Source organism: Pseudomonas sp. B392_1p (assembly GCF_052245235.1).
Lineage (GTDB): Bacteria > Pseudomonadota > Gammaproteobacteria > Pseudomonadales > Pseudomonadaceae > Serpens > Serpens gallinarum.
The window spans coordinates 182829-201653 of sequence record NZ_JBQPXM010000005.1; the positions used below are offsets into that span (position 1 = coordinate 182829).

The 18825-nt window shown below is 61.5% G+C and carries 13 protein-coding genes; 8 read left to right on the plus strand and 5 right to left on the minus strand.

Features of this window, described 5'->3' with window-relative positions; translation table 11 throughout:
• The first annotated feature begins 70 nt into the window (after window positions 1–70).
• A complete protein-coding gene (gene ygfZ / locus ACTV8E_RS09455; protein ID WP_443199305.1) occupies window positions 71–1012 on the plus strand; it encodes a CAF17-like 4Fe-4S cluster assembly/insertion protein YgfZ in 942 nt (313 codons plus the stop codon).
• Between the two features lie 28 nt (window positions 1013–1040).
• Entirely contained in the window at window positions 1041–1877 is an 837-nt protein-coding gene (locus ACTV8E_RS09460; protein ID WP_251835024.1) for an HDOD domain-containing protein, read from the plus strand.
• 18 nt (window positions 1878–1895) lie between these two features.
• Here ACTV8E_RS09460 and ung read toward each other — a convergent pair whose 3' ends face one another.
• Window positions 1896–2612 (minus strand): uracil-DNA glycosylase, encoded by a 717-nt coding sequence (gene ung / locus ACTV8E_RS09465; RefSeq protein WP_251835023.1) that lies wholly within the window; start codon window positions 2610–2612, stop codon window positions 1896–1898.
• A 122-nt stretch (window positions 2613–2734) separates the two neighbouring features.
• Between ung and ACTV8E_RS09470 the strand changes: the two genes are divergently transcribed.
• The 5 genes from ACTV8E_RS09470 to mmsB all read left to right on the plus strand — a co-directional run bounded on the left by ACTV8E_RS09470 (window position 2735) and on the right by mmsB (window position 8678).
• The gene (locus tag ACTV8E_RS09470) at window positions 2735–4228 is read left to right on the plus strand and encodes a CoA-acylating methylmalonate-semialdehyde dehydrogenase (protein ID WP_443199306.1); all 1494 of its coding nucleotides are present in this window, start codon (window positions 2735–2737) and stop codon (window positions 4226–4228) included.
• Between the two features lie 143 nt (window positions 4229–4371).
• Window positions 4372–5538 carry an isobutyryl-CoA dehydrogenase gene (locus ACTV8E_RS09475; protein ID WP_443199307.1) on the plus strand — a complete coding sequence of 389 codons (1167 nt, stop codon included), beginning with the start codon at window positions 4372–4374 and terminating at the stop codon, window positions 5536–5538.
• A 41-nt stretch (window positions 5539–5579) separates the two neighbouring features.
• Window positions 5580–6398, plus strand: coding sequence for an enoyl-CoA hydratase (locus ACTV8E_RS09480; protein WP_443199308.1), 819 nt, complete (start codon window positions 5580–5582; stop codon window positions 6396–6398).
• Between the two features lie 107 nt (window positions 6399–6505).
• Window positions 6506–7609: an enoyl-CoA hydratase/isomerase family protein gene (locus ACTV8E_RS09485; protein ID WP_443199309.1), complete on the plus strand. Its 1104-nt coding sequence runs from the start codon at window positions 6506–6508 to the stop codon at window positions 7607–7609.
• Window positions 7610–7742: 133 nt separating this feature from the next.
• A complete protein-coding gene (gene mmsB, locus ACTV8E_RS09490; protein ID WP_443199310.1) occupies window positions 7743–8678 on the plus strand; it encodes a 3-hydroxyisobutyrate dehydrogenase in 936 nt (311 codons plus the stop codon).
• Between the two features lie 232 nt (window positions 8679–8910).
• Here mmsB and ACTV8E_RS09495 read toward each other — a convergent pair whose 3' ends face one another.
• The 3 genes from ACTV8E_RS09495 to ACTV8E_RS09505 are packed head-to-tail and all read right to left on the minus strand — an operon-like array spanning window position 8911 to window position 13836.
• Window positions 8911–10263 (minus strand): HlyD family type I secretion periplasmic adaptor subunit, encoded by a 1353-nt coding sequence (locus ACTV8E_RS09495; protein ID WP_443199311.1) that lies wholly within the window; start codon window positions 10261–10263, stop codon window positions 8911–8913.
• Window positions 10264–10270: 7 nt separating this feature from the next.
• Window positions 10271–12427: a type I secretion system permease/ATPase gene (locus tag ACTV8E_RS09500; RefSeq protein WP_443199312.1), complete on the minus strand. Its 2157-nt coding sequence runs from the start codon at window positions 12425–12427 to the stop codon at window positions 10271–10273.
• Between the two features lie 59 nt (window positions 12428–12486).
• A complete protein-coding gene (locus ACTV8E_RS09505) occupies window positions 12487–13836 on the minus strand; it encodes a TolC family outer membrane protein (protein WP_443199313.1) in 1350 nt (449 codons plus the stop codon).
• A 308-nt stretch (window positions 13837–14144) separates the two neighbouring features.
• On the opposite strand from ACTV8E_RS09505, the gene ACTV8E_RS09510 reads away from it, so the two are divergent.
• Complete coding sequence (locus tag ACTV8E_RS09510) at window positions 14145–16826, plus strand: retention module-containing protein (protein ID WP_443199314.1); 2682 nt, start codon at window positions 14145–14147, stop codon at window positions 16824–16826.
• Here the strand turns inward: ACTV8E_RS09510 and ACTV8E_RS09515 are convergent.
• Window positions 16779–18821 (minus strand): bifunctional diguanylate cyclase/phosphodiesterase, encoded by a 2043-nt coding sequence (locus ACTV8E_RS09515; protein ID WP_443199315.1) that lies wholly within the window; start codon window positions 18819–18821, stop codon window positions 16779–16781. The two genes, ACTV8E_RS09510 and ACTV8E_RS09515, sit on opposite strands and share 48 nt — an antisense overlap.
• Between the last annotated feature and the right edge of the window lie 4 nt (window positions 18822–18825).

Here is an 18825-nt window from a genome sequence, read left to right on the forward strand (position 1 = left end):
TGGACACCCGCTGACAAGCCTCGCGCTGCGCTCTATGATGGTCGTCCCTGCCTTTTTATCAGCGACTGACATGGCCGACTCTGCTTTTTTCTGCCCGCTGCCCCATGAAGGCATCCTTGCCGTACGCGGCCCCGATGCCAGCAAATTCCTTCAAGGCCAGCTGACCTGCAACCTCAACTACCTCGTATCGAGCAGCAGCCTAGGCGCGCGCTGCACGCCCAAAGGGCGTATGCAATCGAGCTTTCGCATTCTGCCCCACGGTGATGGCTACCTTTTGGCCATGGCCCAGGAGCTGCTCGATGCGCAATGCGCGGACCTGAAAAAATACGCGGTCTTTTCCAAGGTACAAGTGCTTGACGAAAGCGATCAATGGTCGCGCTTTGGCCTCAGCCAGGCCGATGCCGTCCTGCACCAACTGGGTCTGGAGCTACCAAATGACGGAGCCGAACCGCTGACCCAGGCCGACGAACTGCTGGCTCTGCGCCTTCGCGACGGCCGTGCCGAACTCTGGGTGCCGGCCGCTCAAGCCCAAACCATCCAGGCGCGCCTTGCCGAACAGCTGCCGCAGGCGCCTCTGAATGAGTGGCTGCTGGCCCAGGTGCGCGCCGGTATCGGGCAGGTGTTCGGCGCCACCCGCGAGCTGTTCATTCCACAGATGATCAACCTGCAGGCTGTCGGCGGCGTGAGCTTCAAGAAAGGCTGCTACGCCGGGCAGGAAATCGTCGCCCGCATGCAGTACCTGGGCAAGCTCAAGCGGCGCCTGTATCGCCTCAGCCTGCCGGTCGAACAGGTACCGGACATCGGCACGGAACTGTTCTCGCCCGTGCATGCCACCAGTGTCGGCAACGTGGTGCTGGCTGCCCAAGCGGACGGTCATGTCGAATTACTCGCAGTGGTTCAGGAAGATGCCCTGTTGGATGGACGCCTGCACCTGGGTACCGCCGAAGGCCCTTCATTGACGTTGTGTGATTTGCCCTATCAGTTGGATGCCGACCGCGAAATCCAGCAGTAAATATCTCTTCTCGTCTACTGAGGAATGCATGAGCAAGCTTGCCGAGAAAGTCCAAGAAGAACTGATCCAGGCCCTAGAAAAGGACGAACTGGTTCTCCCCACCCTGCCTGAAGTGGCCATCCAGGTCCGCGAGGCGGCCGAAGATATCAATATCAGCACGCTCAGCTTGAGCAAGGTGATCGGCCAGGATGCAGCATTGACCGCCCGCCTGATCAAGGTCGTGAACAGCCCCCTGATGCGCAGCAACCGGGAAATCACCGACCTGCAGATGGCCATCGGTCGCCTAGGCATCCTCTATACCTGCAGCCTGTCCATCGGTCTGGCGATGGAACAAATGTTCCAGGCCACCACCGACGCGGTCGACAAAAAGCTACGTGAGGTGTGGAGCAAAAGTACCGAGATTGCCGCTATCAGCCATGTGCTCTGCCGGCATTTCACTAAATTGCAGCCCGATCAGGCGACACTGGCCGGCCTAGTACATCAGATCGGCGTGCTGCCCATCCTGACCTACGCCGAAGAGCGCGGTGACCTGCTAGGCGATCCGGCCAGCCTCGACCATGTAATCGAGCGGGTTCATCCCCTGCTTGGTGAGCGGATCCTGCGTCACTGGGAATTCCCGGCACACATTGCCATCGTCCCCAGCCAGATGCAGGACTTCACCCGCGACTCACCCTCGGTGGATTACGTCGACATCGTGCAAGTAGCAGCACTGCAGAGCTACCTGGGCAGCAGCCATGCCTGCAACCAGTTGGACTGGGCCGACATACCCGCGTTTGCCAAGCTGGGCCTCGATCCCAGTGTGGACGTTCAAGCCGACGAAGACCTCGGCAACGCCACGCTGGCCGCCATGGGCATGCTGCAATAACGCGACCACCGGCGCGCGTTAATCCGGCATGCTCTGCTGCACCGCAACAGGCGGCAAGCGCCAATCAATCGGCTCCATGCCGTTCTGTTGCAGATACTTGTTGGCCCGACTGAAATGTCCATTACCGATGAAGCCTCGATGGGCAGACAACGGTGAAGGATGTGGCGAACGCAGGATCAGATGCCTGGTCGGGTCGATCAGGCGCTGCTTGCTCTGCGCATGGGCGCCCCACAACAGGAACACCAGGTGTGGTCGGCTTGCGCTGACGACTTCGATCACCTTGTCGGTAAACGTCTGCCAGCCCACCTTAGCGTGCGAGCCGGCCTGCCCCTGCTCGACCGTCAACGAGGTATTGAGCAGCAGCACCCCCTGATCCGCCCAATGCTGCAGGTAGCCATGGCCGGGAATGTCGATGTTCAGGTCGCGCTTAAGCTCTTTGTAGATGTTCTGCAGGGATGGCGGCGCGGGCACTCCAGGCTGTACTGAAAAGCAGAGTCCATGGGCCTGGCCAGGGCCGTGATAGGGATCTTGACCGAGGATCACCACCTTTACCTGATCGAGGGGTGTGGAGTTCAGCGCGTTGAAGATCAGCCCCCCTGCGGGAAAGATCGTTTTGCCGGCATTCTTTTCATCCCGCAAGAACGCGCTCAGCTGGCGCATATAGGGCTTGTCGAATTCCTCGCGCAGTGCATTCTTCCAGCCCGCTTCCAGTTTGATGCGATCATCGTTGGTCATTGTTTCTCCACTGCGCTGTCAACAAAGCCGGCACGCTAGATAAGCCCCACCCTCAAGTCAAGGCAACCGCCTACCCTCTTCCTATACTCATGGCAAAAGTATGCGGGTGCGGAGACAGCACAATGAGCAAGGTGATTCCCCAACTGATCGATGGCGAATGGCGCGTCAGCGCGGACGCCGAACCTATCGAAATTCGTGATCCGGCTACACAGGAAGTCATTGCCCTGGCGCCCAGTGCCACCGCAGAAGAAATAGAACTGGCGGTGGCCAGCGCGCAGCGTGCCTTCCAGACCTGGCGCGAAGCGCCGGTGCCCGAACGCGCCCGCCTTATGCTGCGCTACCAACACCTGCTCAAGGAGCATCACGACGAGTTGGGCGAATTGCTCGCCCGCGACACCGGCAAGACTCTGGCTGATGCCAAGGGCGATGTCTGGCGCGGTATCGAGGTGGTTGAACATGCGGCCAACATTGCCAGTCTGCTAATGGGCGAAACCCTGGAAAACGTCGCCCGCGACATCGACACCGCCAGCTGGGTACAACCATTGGGCGTGTGCGCCGGCATTACTCCGTTCAACTTCCCGGCCATGATCCCGCTGTGGATGTTTCCGCTGGCCATTGCCTGCGGCAACAGCTTCATCCTCAAACCGTCCGAACAGGACCCGCTGACGCCCAATCGACTGGCCGAACTGTTTCTTGAAGCCGGCGCGCCCAGGAACATTCTGCAAGTGCTGCACGGCGGGCGCGAAGTGGTCGATGCGCTGCTTGTTCACCCGCAGATTCGTGCGCTGTCCTTCGTCGGCTCGGTGGCGGTGGCCCAGCATGTATATCGCATCGGCACCCAGCACCTGAAGCGCGTGCAAGCATTCGCCGGCGCCAAGAACCATCTGGTGGTGCTGCCGGATGCCAACAAGGAGCAGGTGCTGAGCAATCTGATCGGCGCCAGCTGCGGGGCCGCCGGGCAACGCTGCATGGCCATCAGCGCGGCGCTGTTCGTCGGTGAATCGCGCCAATGGATACCCGAACTGGCCGCCCGCATGGCTGAGCTGCGCCCCGGTCATTGGCAGGACGCCAACGCCGCCTACGGCCCGCTGATCAGCCCGCAGGCACGCCAGCGTGTGCAGCGCCTGATTGCCGCAGGCAAGGCCGAGGGTGCCGAGTGCCTGCTGGATGGCTCGGACTGCTCAGTGGCCGACTTTCCCGACGGCAACTGGGTTGGCCCCACGCTGTTTCGCGGCGTCACGTCACAGATGAGCCTGTACCGTGAAGAGATTTTTGGCCCGGTATTGATCTGCCTGGAAGTGGATACGCTGGCAGACGCCATCGAGCTGATCAATGCCAATCCGTATGGCAATGGCACCAGCCTGTTTACCCGCTCCGGCGGTGCTGCGCGGCACTTCCAGCATGCCGTGGAAGTGGGCCAGGTAGGCATCAACGTACCCATCCCGGTGCCGTTGCCGTTCTTCTCCTTTACCGGCTGGCGGGGTTCGTTCTACGGCGACCTGCATGCCTATGGCAAGCAGGCGGTGCGTTTTTACAGCGAGACCAAAACGGTGACCACGCGCTGGTTCGAAGACGATGCGTCAAGCGACCCGAACCTGACCATCCACCTTAAGTAACGCAACTTGGCAACGCTACCATCCGCTCCCTATGTAAACCTGTACAGAAAACAAACTGCAGGTATCTTCGGAAACGCGCCGTGCTCATGGAGTCCCTCCGGGCATTGCGTGTTCGGCTACCCATCAACTCAGTGAGACAAGCCATGGACTTCGAACCGAGTGACGAACAACGCCTCCTGATCGACAGCGCCCGCGCCTTTGCCCGCCACGAACTGACTCCACACGCCGCCGACTGGGACCGCGATCATTATTTTCCCGTCGAGGTCATCCGCCGTGCCGCTGCTCAGGGTTATCTGAGCCTGTACCTGAGCGAGGCGGATGGCGGCCTGGGGCTGTCGCGACTGACCTCCTCGCTGATCTTCGAGCAACTGAGCGCCGGCTGTGTATCGACCGCCGCCTACCTGACCATTCACAACATGGCATCCTGGATGCTCGCCCGCTTTGCCGACGAGGAACTGAAAGCCGCCTGGCTGCCGCGCCTGATCAGCGGCGAGTTGCTGGCCTCCTATTGCCTGACCGAACCCGATGCCGGTTCGGATGCCGCGCATCTGCGCACTCGAGCGCGCCGCGATGGCGATGAGTATGTGCTGGACGGCAGCAAGTGCTTCATCTCCGGGGCGGGCAGCACCGATGTTTTGATCGTCATGGCGCGCACCGGCGGGGACAGCGGCGCCAAGGGCATTTCCTGCTTTCTGGTCGCTGGCGATGCACCCGGAGTGAAGTACGGGCGCAACGAACTGAAAATGGGCTGGCGCTCCCAGCCGACCCGCAGCATCAGCTTTGAAGGCGTACGCATTCCGGCCAGCCAGCGCATTGGTCCGGAAGGCGAAGGCTTCATCTATGCCATGAAGGGGCTGGATGGCGGACGCATCAACATCGCCAGTTGCTCGCTGGGCGCGGCCCAGGCGGCGCTGGAGCAGTCCCTGCGCTATGTCGAGGAGCGCCAGCAATTCGGCAAACCGTTGAGTGGATTCCAGGCCCTGCAATTCAAGCTCGCCGACATGCTCACCGACCTCACCGCCAGCCGGCAGATGGTGCGCCTGGCGGCTCATCGACTCGACAACAATCATCCCGAAGCCAGCCTGTACTGCGCCATGGCCAAGCGCTTCGCCACCGACCACTGTTTCGAGGTGTGCAACCAGGCCCTGCAAATACACGGTGGCTATGGTTATCTCAACGACTATCCGCTGGAGCGCTGGGTGCGCGACAGCCGCGTGCACCAGATCCTCGAAGGCACCAACGAAATCATGCGGGTGATCATCGCCCGCCGCCTGCTGGCCCAGGGCGGCACCCTCGATCGCCTGCTGTAACTCGACAGATACTCTTCCTTGACGCGGAGAACACCGAAGCCATGAGCCACGCTGTTGAAACCTATCAGTCCGAACTCGTTGAGCTGACCCACAAGCTCACCGTGGAAAAGCACGGCCACACCGCCCTGATCACCATCAACCACCCACCAGCCAATACCTGGGACCGCGACTCGCTGATCGGTCTCAAACTGCTGATCGAGCATCTCAACCGCGACGATGACATTTATGCGCTGGTGATCACCGGTCAGGGCGACAAGTTCTTCAGCGCCGGCGCTGACCTCAAGCTGTTCGCCGATGGCGACAAGGCCCGTGCCCGCGACATGGCCCGGCGCTTTGGCGAAGCCTTCGAAGCCTTGCGCGACTTTCGCGGTGTGTCGATTGCCGCCATCAACGGCTACGCCATGGGCGGCGGTCTGGAATGCGCCCTGGCCTGCGACATCCGCATTGCTGCCAGTCAGGCGCAGCTGGCGCTGCCGGAGGCCTCGGTGGGTCTGTTGCCCTGCGCTGGCGGCACCCAGGCACTGGCCTGGCTGGTCGGCGAAGGCTGGGCCAAACGCATGATCCTTTGTGGCGAACGCGTCGATGCCCAGACCGCCTTGCGCATCGGCCTGGTGGAGCAGGTGGTGGAAAACGGCGAAGCCTGCTCCACTGCCCTGCGGCTCGCCGCCAAAGTGGCGCGGCAAAGTCCGGTCGCGGTACGCGCCATCAAACCGCTGATTCAGGGCGCCCGCGAACGCGCGCCCAACAGCTGGCTGAGCGAAGAACGTGAGCGCTTCATCGACCTGTTCGATGCTGACGACACCCGCGAAGGGGTCAACGCCTTTCTGGAAAAGCGCGAACCTCAATGGCACAACAAATAGAGGGCGGATTCGTTCACACGGGGTTTCAGACAGGCAGGGATGGATGACGCTTTTTTACATCCCTGCGCCCCGCTGCCCAGCGGGTAACGGTATTTACAGGAAGCTGTATGAACGTGCATTTCGAAGAACACACCGGCCAGCATGGTTTCCGCATCGCCGTCGCCAGCCTGGATGCGGAAAAGAGCCTCAATGCCTTGAGCCTGCCAATGATCGAGGCGCTGAATGTTCGCCTGCACGCCTGGGCCGAAGACCCGGCCATTGCTTGCGTGCTGCTGCGCGGCAACGGCGCCAAGGCCTTTTGCGCAGGCGGCGACGTGCGCCAATTGGTCGAGACCTGCCGCCAGCAACCCGGCGAAGTGCCCACTTTGGCGATGCGCTTTTTCGCCGACGAATACCGTCTCGATTATCGCCTGCACACCTACCCCAAGCCGCTGATCTGCTGGGGCCACGGCTATGTGATGGGCGGCGGCATGGGCATGCTGCAGGGTGCAGCGATGCGTATCGTCACGCCCAGTTCGCGACTGGCCATGCCGGAAATCAGCATCGGCTTGTACCCGGACGTCGGTGCCAGTTGGTTCCTGTCCCGGCTGCCCGGCAAGCTCGGCCTGTTCCTGGGCTTGAGCGGCGCTCAGTTGAATGGCCGCGATGCGCTTGACCTTGGCCTCGCCGACCGCTTCCTCCTAGATGGGCAGCAACCCGAATTGCTCGATGGCCTGACGCAGCTGAACTGGCAACTGCAACCGGCGCAGCAATTGCTCAGTCTGCTCAAATCCCTGGAGCAGGAAGCACAGGACCAATTACCACCAGCCCAGTGGCTGCCGCGTCGAGAGCGCCTGGATGCCCTGCTCGATGTTCCCGACCTGCCGGCCGCCTGGCAAGCCATCGTGGCGCTGCACAATGACGACGACCCGTTGCTGGCCCGCGCCGCCCGCACCCTGGCCGAAGGCTGCCCGCTCACTGCTCACCTGGTGTGGCAGCAGATCCAGCGTGCCCGGAATCTGTCGCTGGCCGAGGTGTTCCGCCTGGAATACGCCATGAGCCTGAATTGCTGTCGCCATCCGGAATTTGCCGAAGGCGTGCGCGCCCGCCTGATCGACAAGGACAACAAACCCGATTGGCGCTGGCCCGATGTGGAGCAAATACCCGACGCGGTGATCGAGGCCCATTTTCAGGCGACCTGGGAAGGCCCTCATCCGCTGGCGGACCTGTAGCGGAAACGGACAAGACCAGGCGCTACGCCCCACGGGGCGACCCGTTGGGGTCATTTAACGAGCGCAGGCTTTATTAGCGGCCTGTTAATGCCGGGCGGGCTATCTTGAACAGCACACACCCAAGGAACCCACCATGACCCGCATCGCCTTTATTGGCCTTGGCCACATGGGCCTCCCCATGGCCCGCAACCTGCTCAAGGCCGGTTATGCCGTGCAGGCATTCGACCTGATGCAGAGCGCCATCGACCAACTGGCCGGCGAAGGCGCTCAGCCCGCCGCTTCGGCGCTGGCTGCCACATGCAATGCCGAAGCCGTGATCAGCATGTTGCCGGCCAGTCGCCATGTAGAAGAGCTGTACCTGGGCGAAAGCGGCCTGCTGGCCCAGTTGCCCACCGGCACGCTGGTTCTTGAATGCTCGACCATTGCCCCCGAATCGGCCTGGCGTGTCCACCAGGCCGCCGCGCAACGGGGCATCGAGCTACTCGATGCGCCCGTCTCCGGCGGCACCGCCGGCGCAGCGGCCGGCACCCTGACGTTCATGATTGGCGGCCAGGCCGAGACTCTCGACAAGGCCCGGCCGATCCTCACTGCCATGGGCAAGAACCTGTTTCATGCCGGCGGTGACGGCGCCGGACAGATCGCCAAGGTCTGCAATAACCTGGTGCTCGCGGTACAGATGATCGGCACCGCCGAGGCCATGGCCCTGGGAGTCGCCAACGGGCTGGACCCCAAGGTTCTGGCCGAGATCATGCGGCAGAGCTCAGGCGGCAACTGGGTACTGGAACGCTACAACCCCTGGCCCGGCGTGCAGGAAAACACCCCGGCCTCCAAGGGCTACAGCGGCGGCTTCATGACCGAGCTGATGGCCAAGGACCTCGGCCTGGCCCAGGAAACCGCCCAGCACAGCGGCAACAGTACCCCACTGGGCGCCCTGGCCCTGCACCTGTATCGGCTACTGGTACAACAGGGATTGGGCAAGCAGGATTTTTCCGTGGTGCAGACCCTGTTCCGCCAAGGGGATTCCTCACAACAGCCCGAAAAGCAGCCCGTGGGCGAAAGAGACGTTTAGCAAGCTGTTGAAAAACCGTAGGCAAGACAAGGCGCAACGCAGTAACAACCGAAGGTTGGTCAAAACAGACGAGGAAGCGGACCGGGGCTCTCGTTCGAGTTTAGGCGTTCTAAATGAGCATGACTCACTTCGTTCGCCCTTCGGATCGTGCTGAAGCGCGTTAGCCGTAAGCGGCTTGCCGAGCCTGTTTTTAACGCAGTATTGCCAACGCAGGTAGTTTTTCAACGGCCTGTTAGCGCTCGCGCAACGCCTCGGCCCTGGCCCGCAGGATGGGCTTGAGCAGGTAACTGAGTACACTTTTGCGCCCGGTGATGATATCCACCGAAGCGATCATGCCGGGGATGATCAACAGCGGCTGTTCTTCGGTGCCCAGGTGGCTTTTGTCGGTGCGCAGGGTGATCAGGTAGAAGCTGTTGCCCTCCTCGTCATTCACCGTGTCGGCACCGATCTGTTCCAGGCGCGCCGACAAACCGCCGTACCGGGTGAAATCGTACGCGGTGAATTTGACCACCGCCTCCTGCCCCGGATGAAGAAACGCGATGTCCTGCGGACGAATGCGCGCCTCGATCATCAGAGTGTCATCCAGTGGAACGATTTCTACCAGGTCGCTGCCAGGCTGGATCACCCCGCCGATGGTATTCACTTGCAGTTTCTTCACGATGCCGCGCACCGGAGAGGTCACCAGCGTACGCTTGACTCGATCGAACAGAGCCTTGCCAGTGGAGTGAATCTTGCTCAGCTCGGTACGGGTCTCGTTGAGCTGGGCCAGCGCTTCGCTGCGAAAACGCCCGCGCGTTTCATCGATCTTGCGCTCGACTTCCTTGATTGCCGCTTCGGCTCTGGGAATCGCCAGGCGCGCGGCTTCCAGCTGGCCTCTGTTCTCGATTTCCGTGCGTTTTAGACGCAGGATTTCCACGGGAGAAATCGCCCCCTCGGCCACCAAGGGCTCGGACATACTGATCTCTTCGGTGAGCAGTGCAAGGCCATGGCTGTACTGGCTTTGTTTGGCCTGAATATCGCGCAGCTCCTGCTGGCGCTGGATCAGTTGTTCTTCAAGCCCGGCCACTTCATCGCGCAATTGCTGACGGCGGCTGTCATGCAACGCCTGCTCGCTGCCGGCCAGATGCGGTGCCGCCTCGCTGAGCAGCGGCGAGAAATGTAAGTCACGCCCCTCCACTTCGGCACTCAGCCGCTCCAGGCGCAACGACAGGGCCAGGCGGTCTGCCTCGGTTTCGTCAACATTGGAAGCGAAGCGCGTGTCGTCCAGGCGTAACAACGGGTCGCCGGCTTCGACGATCTGCCCTTCGCGCACAAAGAGTTCGGCGACGATGCCGCCTTCCAGATTCTGGATTTTTTGCAGGCGCGAAGTAGGTACTGCTTTGCCATCGCCCCGGGTGACTTCATCCACGACGGCAAAGTGGGCCCAGAATCCAGCGAACAGGAAGAATCCCAGCACGGCCCAGATGGTCAGCCGCACCACCCTGGGCGCATCGTCCACCAGTGCCTGACCGACATCGGGCAAAGGCGCACCGCTCAAGGCTCGGCCACCGCGAAAATAGCCTCGCTCGCCAGAGCGTGATTTCAAGCGTGGCTCAGCGGACATTGATCTGCCCTTTGGCCAAGGCATCCAACAGTGCATCCCTCGGGCCATCGGCGATCAACCGCCCTTGGTCGAGGATGATAATGCGCTCCACCAGACTGAGCAGCGAGGTGCGGTGGGTGACAAGCACCAGCGTCTTCCCGCGTACCACCTCGACCAAGCGCTGTTTGAGGCGCTCTTCACTGGTGCTGTCCAGGGCGCTGGTGGGCTCGTCGAGCATCAGCAGTGGCGGGTCCAGCAGCAGCGCCCGCGCCAGGGCGACAGTCTGTCGCTGTCCACCCGACAGGTGCTGGCCGCGTTCGCCGACTTGCAGCTCATAGCCCTGTGGATGCCGCTGGGCAAACTCGTGCACCCCAGCAAGCTCAGCCACTTCCAGCACCCGCTCGTCGTCGACGTAGCGGGCGCCACTGACCAGGTTGTCGCGCAGCGTGCCGCTGAGCAGCTGAATATCCTGGGGCACATAACCAATGCCGTGGCGCAGGTCGCTGACATCCAGCTGACGTATATCCAGGCCATCCAACAGCAGGCTGCCGGCATCCGCCTGATAAAGCCCAACCAGCAGCTTGGCCAGGGAGCTTTTGCCTGATCCGCTGCGACCTATGATGGCGACCTTCTCGCCAGGCCGGATACTCAGGCTCAGCCCCTTGAGAGCGAGGCTCTGCTGCCCTGGGTAACGAAAATCCAACTGACGGCATTCGATCGCACCGTTCAGATGCTGCCGCGTCAACGGCCGCTGATTCGCATGCCGCTCCTGTGGCAAGGCCATCATCTGATCGATGTTCAGCTTGGTCAGGCGGGCCTGTTGGTAACGGGTCAGCAACCCGGACAGCTGGCCCAGCGGCAACAAAACCCGACTGTTGAGCATGTAACAGGCGATCAATCCCCCCATGCTCAACTGGCCAGCGATGATCAGATACACCCCCAGTACGATCATCACCACACCGGCCAGCTGCTGGATCAGTTGCGTGAGGTTGAGCGCCAGGCTGGACAGCAGGCGCGCCCGCAACTCCAATCGGCTCAGCGTGCCGATAGTTTGCTCCCAGGCATACTGGCGCTCGCTTTCGGCATTGTTGACCTTGATGCCATCCAGCCCAGCCAGGGTCTCGATCAGGCTCGACTGCCGCTCCGCCGAGAGCGCCATACTACGCGCCAGGGTATCCGCCAGTGGCTTTTGCAACAGCCAGCCCAGCCCCAGCGCCAGCGGGAAGGCCAGCAAGGGTATCCACACCATCGGCCCGCCCAGCCAGGCAATCACCAGCAGGACCAGCACCGTAAAGGGCAGGTCGATCAGGCTCGTCAGGGTCAGCGAGGCCAGGAAATCGCGCAGGCTCTGAAACTCATGGATGTTCTGTGCAAAGCTGCCGACTCGCGCCGGACGCAACTGCAGCGGCATACCCAGGATGCGCTCGAACAGCGTGGCGGAAATGATCAGGTCGGTCTTCTTGCCGGCCAGGTCCAGACACAGCCCGCGCAGGGTCTTGAGCAGCAAGTCGAACAGATAGGCGCCGGCAATGCCGATGGCCAGCACCCAGAGCGTGGCCAGTGCCTGGTTGGGCACCACACGGTCATAAACATTCATCACGAACAAGGGGGCGAACAGGCCGATCAGATTGATCACCAGGCTGGCGGCGATCGCATCGACATACAACCAGCGCGAACGATACAACGTGTCACGAAACCAGGCGCTGACCCGCGGGATCAAGCTACTGCGCTGCAGGTCGAAGGCATGCCGCGGCTGGGCAAAAAAAACTTCGCCGCTATATTCGGCCTGCAACGCCGCAACGCCCAGACTGATTTCCCCACCTTCGCTTTCACTAAGCAGCAGACGCGCCCGACCGGCTTCATCCAGCCCCAGCCAGATGGCTGTGCGCCCTCCCTTGAGCAAGAGCAAGGCCGGCAAGGCCAAAGGCGGAATTGCATCCAGCGACCTACGCAACCATCGCCCCTGCAAACCGGCCCGCGCAGCGGCCCGCGGCAGCAGCTGTGCACTGAGGCGCTGCGCGGGCAACGGCAAGCCCGCCGTCAGCAGGGCTCGGCTGGCCGGGCGTTGATGCAGGGCGCAGAGCAGCAGCAAACCATCCAGCAGAGGGTCGTCATGACGGCTGCGCGGATCGAGGGCAGGCAGCGCGGAGTGGGCATTCACCCCCATATCAACTCTCCGCAAGCCAGTGGATGGCGGGCTGGTTTGCCAGGCTGAACATCAGCACATCACTGCAGGCGCGGTAGCTGGCGTCCATCATCATGAACCGCCAGCGCTTCCAGAGGCGCCACCACTCCCTGGCTCTTCATCAGCTCACCCGTGGCGGCCTTGATGCGGTATTGGCTGTACAGTTCGGCATAGGTGACATCCACCAAACGCCGCTGGGCGGCGAACAATTCATTTTCGTTATCCAGCAGATCGAGCAGGGTCCGGTCGCCGAGGCTGAATTGCTTCTGATAGGCCTCACGCACCCGCACACTGGAACGCACGTAGTTGGCGGCAATGGCTTTCTGCTCGCGGGCATTTTCGAGGGCATTCCAGGCCAGGCCCAGGTCTTCGGTGAGTACGCGCAGGGCATTGTTGCGAATATCGCGGGCCTGATTGACCTCATAGGATCTGGCTTCGAGCTGGGCTCGGTTACTGCCCCCGGCCAGCAGGTTATAGCGCATGCGCAACATCGCCTGCCATTCGTTGGTATGGCCTCGCAGGCCGTCGATGTTGTTGTCGGCACCACGTGACAGTTCAGCATCAAGGCGTGGGTAGAACGCCGCCTTGGCCGCCTCGTACTGCCGCTCGGCGGCCAGCACATCGGCCTCTGCCGAGCGTAACTGGGGATTGTTCTCAATCAGTCGCTGCCGGGCCTCATGGCGGTTGCCAGGCAACTGGGCCAGCACGCCCACAGGCTTGCTCAATCCTTGCGGGGCATGGCCGACCACACTCAAGAAATTGACCTGCGCATCGGCTAGATTGGTCTGCTCGGTCAGCAGGTTATTGCGCGCCTGGGCCAGGCGGGCCTCCGCCTGGTCACTGTCGGCACTGCTGCCCACACCTCGCCGACTGCGCAGGTAGATCTGATCGAATATGCGCTCATGGCTTTTCAGGTTGTCCTCGGCCAGTTGCACCAGCTCCTCGCGGCGCAACACATCCAGATAGACCTCTACCGCCTCCAGCGCTGTGCGCTCGGAGGTGGCCAGCAGACCATAAGCGCGCGCATTGACGGTGGCTTCCTGGCGCCCCACTTCACTGGACGTGGCAAACCCGTCGAAGAGCATCTGCTGGATACGCAGCGACGACTCACCGCGAGTCAGCGTGGTCCAGTGACTGTCGCGAGCGGCCCGGGTGGTCGGATCATCGGTGCCTTCGCGGCCATAGCCGGCGAAGACATCGATGCTGGGCAGGTATCCACCCCGTGCTGCCTTGAGTTGGTAATCAGCCGCCAGGCGACCATTGATGCCGGCCTGCACCTGTGGATGCGCTTGCAGCGCCTGCTGTATAGCCTCGGGCAGGCTCTGGGCATGCGCGTTATGTACGACAGCCGCCAAGGTGAGCGGTAAAAGGCAAAGCAAGGGCTTTCGCATGGTGACGTCCTTTTCAAAATAGAGCATTCCAGTGCTGACTTCGACTTCCGAGCGAATCGACTCTCCTGAGTCTTTTCTCCGACCGCTACGCAGAGCGTTTAGCCCGTCCAAGGATCACCGCAATCAAGCGTCAGCTCGTCGCGAAACATCGAGGTGTTTCAAAACCAAACGCACAAGGCATAGCCAACAAAACAACAGGATGTCAAGGAAGCAGAGCGCAACGCCAACATATTGACTATAAATGGCATGAAGTGCCGCACACCTTGTTCGGCAGGAAGCGCTTTTTCACGTCAAGGAGAGATAGTCCCATGAGCAGTGTCTTCGCCGTTGTCCACACCGTGATCGGCGTGGTTTTCTCCCGCTCTCCCGACGGCTTGCGCCGCCTGCTCTCGGAAGGAGATCGGGTGTACCAGGGCGATCAGATCATCTCCAACGACCACGACACCCGAGGAATGATCACTCTGGCTTTGCCTGACGGACGCATGCTGGACCTGGGCCGCGACACGCAATGGACGCAGCCTCTGGGGCCTCGCAACCCGGACAATATCGGCGAGGCCGTCCAGGAAATGCGCGAGATCTATGTGCCGGATGAATACGCGATGGACCCCAGCCTGTGGTTCGAGCCGACCGCGGCAGGCCCGGAAGCGGTGACCGACGAGCCCGGCCACCTGGCCGGAGGGCGGCGCAAGCTGATCATCCTCGAAACCACTGACGGTCAAGTGGAGGCAAGTACGGGCTACGCCACAGCGCAGACGTTTCAGTCCATACCTGACGCCGCCGATAATGACATCAAAGCCGGCCTGGACACGCAGGGCGCCACCCCGGAAGAGCCGGCCCCAACGCCAACGCCACCCGGCGAGCCTGATTTTCAGGTCAGCGATCTGCATATCACCACGCCTGAGGACACCCCACGCCAGGGGCAACTCGGCACCAGCGACACCGACGCTTCCGCGCTGACCTACAGCCTGATCCAAGGTCCGCAAATGGGCACTCTGGTTCTCAATGCCGATGGTTCCTTCACCTATACGCCGCAACAGGATTACAACGGCCCTGACGTCTTTACCGTCAGCGTGTCCGATGGACGGGGGGGCAGCGACACGTTCACCGTGACCATCGGCGTCACGCCCGTGAATGATGCTCCGACGTCAGCCGATCAGGCCGTCAGCCTGGATCTGTGTGAGCTGTACACCTTCACCCCCAACGACTTTTCCTTCAGTGATCCGGTGGACGCCGCGACCGGCCAGATACATACCGCGTTAAATTTGATCATCAGCGAACTTCCGGCCTGCGGCATGCTGCTTCTTAATGGTCAGCCGGTGAGCACCGAGCAGGTCATCAGCTTTGCCGATATCGCGTCCGGCAAGCTGCAGCACGAACCAGGAGCAGGAAGCGAGCCGGCCAGTTTCAGCTTCCAGATTCAGGATAATGGGGGTACGGCGGACGGTGGCTTGGACACGTCCGGACCCTACACCTTTACCCTGCACCAGGGCGGGCTGCATATTCCAGAACAGCCCAACGAGAACAACGAGGTCATTACCGACGGCGGCAACGATATTGTTCTCGGCGATGCTGGCGGCACCCACTATCCCCCGCTCCCTAGCCAGAACTTCAACATCGCCTTGGTCGTCGACACCTCGGGCAGCATGGCCGACCACGTCAGCACCAGTGACCTGTCTCGCATCCAGGACGCGTTACGCAGCCTGGCCGAACAGCTCAAAGGCTATCAGGGCACGGTAAATATCAGCCTGATCGGCTTCGCCTCCCAGGCCACCCTGCATACGGAGATTGCCGGCCTTAACGCCAGCACTATCGACCCTTTGCTGAGCGCCATCGGCAACCTGCAAGCCTCAGGCGGCACCAACTACGAAGCGGCATTCAACGAAGCCCTGCACTGGTTCGGCAAACAGCCGCAGAACGACTACGAAAACCTCACCCTGTTCATTTCCGACGGCAACCCGACTCAGTACTTCAACGACTATAACGGTAACCTCGCCGGGACTGGGACCGTCACCAGCGCCGAAACCCTGCAGCAATCGTTGGATGCCTTCGCACCACTCAGCGCGATCAGCCATGTGTTCGGCATCGGTGTGGGCCAGGAAGCCGGTCACGACTACTTGCGTTTTTTCGACAATACCCAGGGCGGCGGCATCGAGGAGGTTGTGCTGTTCGACGCCGACGGTGTTGCCCAGACACTGAGTGGCCCGGTGGGCGAAACGAACACACCGCAACAGGTCATCGACTTTGCCAAGACGCTGTATGACAGCCTGGCAACCCCGAAACCCGTCGCGGTGGGTGACGACACCCTGCTTGCTGGTGCAGGCAATGACATCATCTTCGGAGATGTCATCAACGCCGACCACCTGCCCTGGGGGCTCAACGGCAATCCACCCAAACCCACAGATCTGCCGGACGGCTCGGGGCTGCTGGCCTTGCAAGCGTTTCTCCAGCTGAAAAACGGTGCTCCGCCCACCACTGCCCAGCTGTATGACTACCTGAAGAACCACCACGCCAGTTTCAATGTCGAGGGCGATACCCGCGGCGGCGATGACCTGCTCGATGGTGGAGCCGGCAACGACATCCTCTACGGCCAGGGTGGCAACGACATCCTGATCGGCGGCAGTGGCAACGATTTGCTCTACGGCGGTACGGGTGCCGACACCTTTGTCTGGCAGGCTGGAGATGCCGGCACAGCGGGCAAGGCCGACGTCGACATCGTCAAGGACTTCAAGCTGCTCGAAGGCGACCGCCTGGACTTGCGTGGCCTGCTCCAGGGCGAACATGAGGGCAACCTTGAGCAATACCTGCAACTGCTCACAGACAACGGCTCATCGACCCTGCTGGTCAGCTCCACCGGCCAGTTCACGGCTGGCAGTGACTCGGCCGGCCAGGCCGATTTGCGCATTCATCTAGAAGGCGTTGATCTTTCGTTCAGCAGCCTCAATTCACTTATTGCCGGTGCCGACCCAACCATTCGTGTCGATCACGCCTGACTCCGACTGGGCCAGACGAGGTCGAGCGGGCTCATCACCGCTCGGCCTTTCAGCCCAAGGGGCCGGCTCGCCAAACAGTCGCCCCGCCACGCCCTGCATACCAAGTTTTTGCAACACAGCGAGCTCGGCTGGTGTTTCCACCCACTCGGCAATCAGGGGTAATTCAATACTGCTGGCGGCCTGCTGGATGGCCGCGATGAAGAGGCGTTTGTCTTCTTCCCGGTCAATGTCGTGGATATAGCTGCCATCGATTTTCAACCAGGCCAGTCCCAACCGAGACAAGTTTCCCAGCAGGCCAAAACGGCCGCCGAAATGCTGCAATCCCAAGGTGAAGCCAAGCTGGTTCAGGCTGTGGGCCAGGGACTCCAGGCGCGCGGCAGGGAGTACCTGGTTACTCGACAACTCCAGCGTCAAGCGTGAGCTCAGTTGTCCATGGCGACGCAACAAGGCCAGCAGTGCATCCTGGCCCTGAGCCGTTTCCAGGCTCGCGGTAGACAGACTGAGCGCCAGGGGCAATCGGTGCGTGGTCATGTGCTCAAGCACCAGTTCAACCATCAGTTGATCAAATCGCAGCAGCCAGCCAAAACGCTCCAGCCAGGGCAGGAAACGCCCGGCGGTGTAATAGTGCCCCTGACCGTCGGGCAATCGCGCCAAAACCTTGTAGTGCAGCAGATGCTCGGGATCTCGGGCCTCTACCACCGGTTGGAAATACAAGCTGAAGCGCTTGTTTTCCAAGGCGTGCTCAAGGCGCTCACGCCAGCCTTGGCGATCCTCAAGGCCAACCTGACCGGCACTGCGCTCCAGACGCAACCAGTGCTTGCCCTCCCGCGAGTCAATCCGTGATAGCCCTTCATTCATCAGGTGCAACAACTGCTGAACGTTATCGCCCGCAGCAAAAGGCACCAGAGCTATCCACACCACCGGCTCGACATCCGTGGTGCCCGTCTCGTGTAAAACATTGAGATCCTCACTGATCTTTACGGCCCACTGCTCAGCTTCTTCAACCAGCAGCCCGGGCAACATCAGAGCAAACTCGCCTCCTCGTATCCGCGCCAGCAACGGTGCTATCAGGCCTGCGCCTCTACAGCGCTTTTGCAACAGTCGGGCAATCGTCCGCAGCAACTCATCGGCCTGCTCACCGCCCAGGCGCTGATTCAGCCCGGATAGGTCATTGACTTGAACCAGGAACAGAAATCCCCGGCGCACCTCCTCCTCGTCTGACAAGCGCGAACGGACCTGCATATCGAAGGCACGTCGATTGGCCAGGCCAGTCAGGACATCCTGATACGCCTCGTCACGCAGCGCTTCGGTGTGTGCAGCCTGCTCCTGAAACTGCTCGCGAAGCGTGTTGACCATCCGGTTCATGGCCCGCACCACTGGCTGCAATTCGGGAGTGGCAGGCACGGCTGCCAGGCTGTGGAACTCTCGCCGACTGACCGCCTCGGCCTGCCTCACCAGATAATTCAGCGGCTGTAACAGACGGCGCAGCAGCCAGGCGCCCAGCAAGGCGCTGAATACGGCACATGACGTCAACCAAAACAGGCTGGCCAATGTGGTTCGCCATAGCCCTGCCAAGGCGAACTCGGGATTGCTCTGCACTTCGACGCGGGCCGCCTGTTGCCAGCCTCGGCTGACCAGCGCTTCGGCTTGCAGGGGCGGCAAGTTGATCAAAGACACAAACCAGCCCGGCGCAGAAAACGCCTCGACCGGCACGCTGCGCTCGGTCAGGATGTGCCCCGCGCTCGGATCGACCACCCGTATGTGCGTGAAATAGCCGCTGTCAAAGATCGAGCTGACTAGCAACTCAACCACTTGCGGATCATCGACATGACTGCCCAACGACAAAGCCAGCGCGGTAGCCGCATCCTGAGCATGTGCACGCAGCTGATCGACCCGCTGCTCACGGGAACTCTCCAAGCTGACCAGAACATTGCCGACACAGGCGACGAGCAGCACGGCACAGATGGCCAGCAGTAATTGTTTGAACAATGACATCCCT

Bases quoted from the DNA above. Each gene is read 5' to 3' on its own strand.
- mmsB (WP_443199310.1), top strand. From the start codon at position 7,743: ATGACCCGCATCGCCTTTATTGGCCTTGGCCACATGGGCCTCCCCATG.
- ACTV8E_RS09515 (WP_443199315.1), bottom strand. From the start codon at position 18,821: ATGTCATTGTTCAAACAATTACTGCTGGCCATCTGTGCCGTGCTGCTC.
- ACTV8E_RS09460 (WP_251835024.1), top strand. From the start codon at position 1,041: ATGAGCAAGCTTGCCGAGAAAGTCCAAGAAGAACTGATCCAGGCCCTA.
- ACTV8E_RS09485 (WP_443199309.1), top strand. From the start codon at position 6,506: ATGAACGTGCATTTCGAAGAACACACCGGCCAGCATGGTTTCCGCATC.
- ACTV8E_RS09510 (WP_443199314.1), top strand. From the start codon at position 14,145: ATGAGCAGTGTCTTCGCCGTTGTCCACACCGTGATCGGCGTGGTTTTC.
- ACTV8E_RS09480 (WP_443199308.1), top strand. From the start codon at position 5,580: ATGAGCCACGCTGTTGAAACCTATCAGTCCGAACTCGTTGAGCTGACC.
- ACTV8E_RS09500 (WP_443199312.1), bottom strand. From the start codon at position 12,427: ATGGGGGTGAATGCCCACTCCGCGCTGCCTGCCCTCGATCCGCGCAGC.
- ACTV8E_RS09475 (WP_443199307.1), top strand. From the start codon at position 4,372: ATGGACTTCGAACCGAGTGACGAACAACGCCTCCTGATCGACAGCGCC.
- ygfZ (WP_443199305.1), top strand. From the start codon at position 71: ATGGCCGACTCTGCTTTTTTCTGCCCGCTGCCCCATGAAGGCATCCTT.
- ACTV8E_RS09470 (WP_443199306.1), top strand. From the start codon at position 2,735: ATGAGCAAGGTGATTCCCCAACTGATCGATGGCGAATGGCGCGTCAGC.
- ACTV8E_RS09505 (WP_443199313.1), bottom strand. From the start codon at position 13,836: ATGCGAAAGCCCTTGCTTTGCCTTTTACCGCTCACCTTGGCGGCTGTC.
- ung (WP_251835023.1), bottom strand. From the start codon at position 2,612: ATGACCAACGATGATCGCATCAAACTGGAAGCGGGCTGGAAGAATGCA.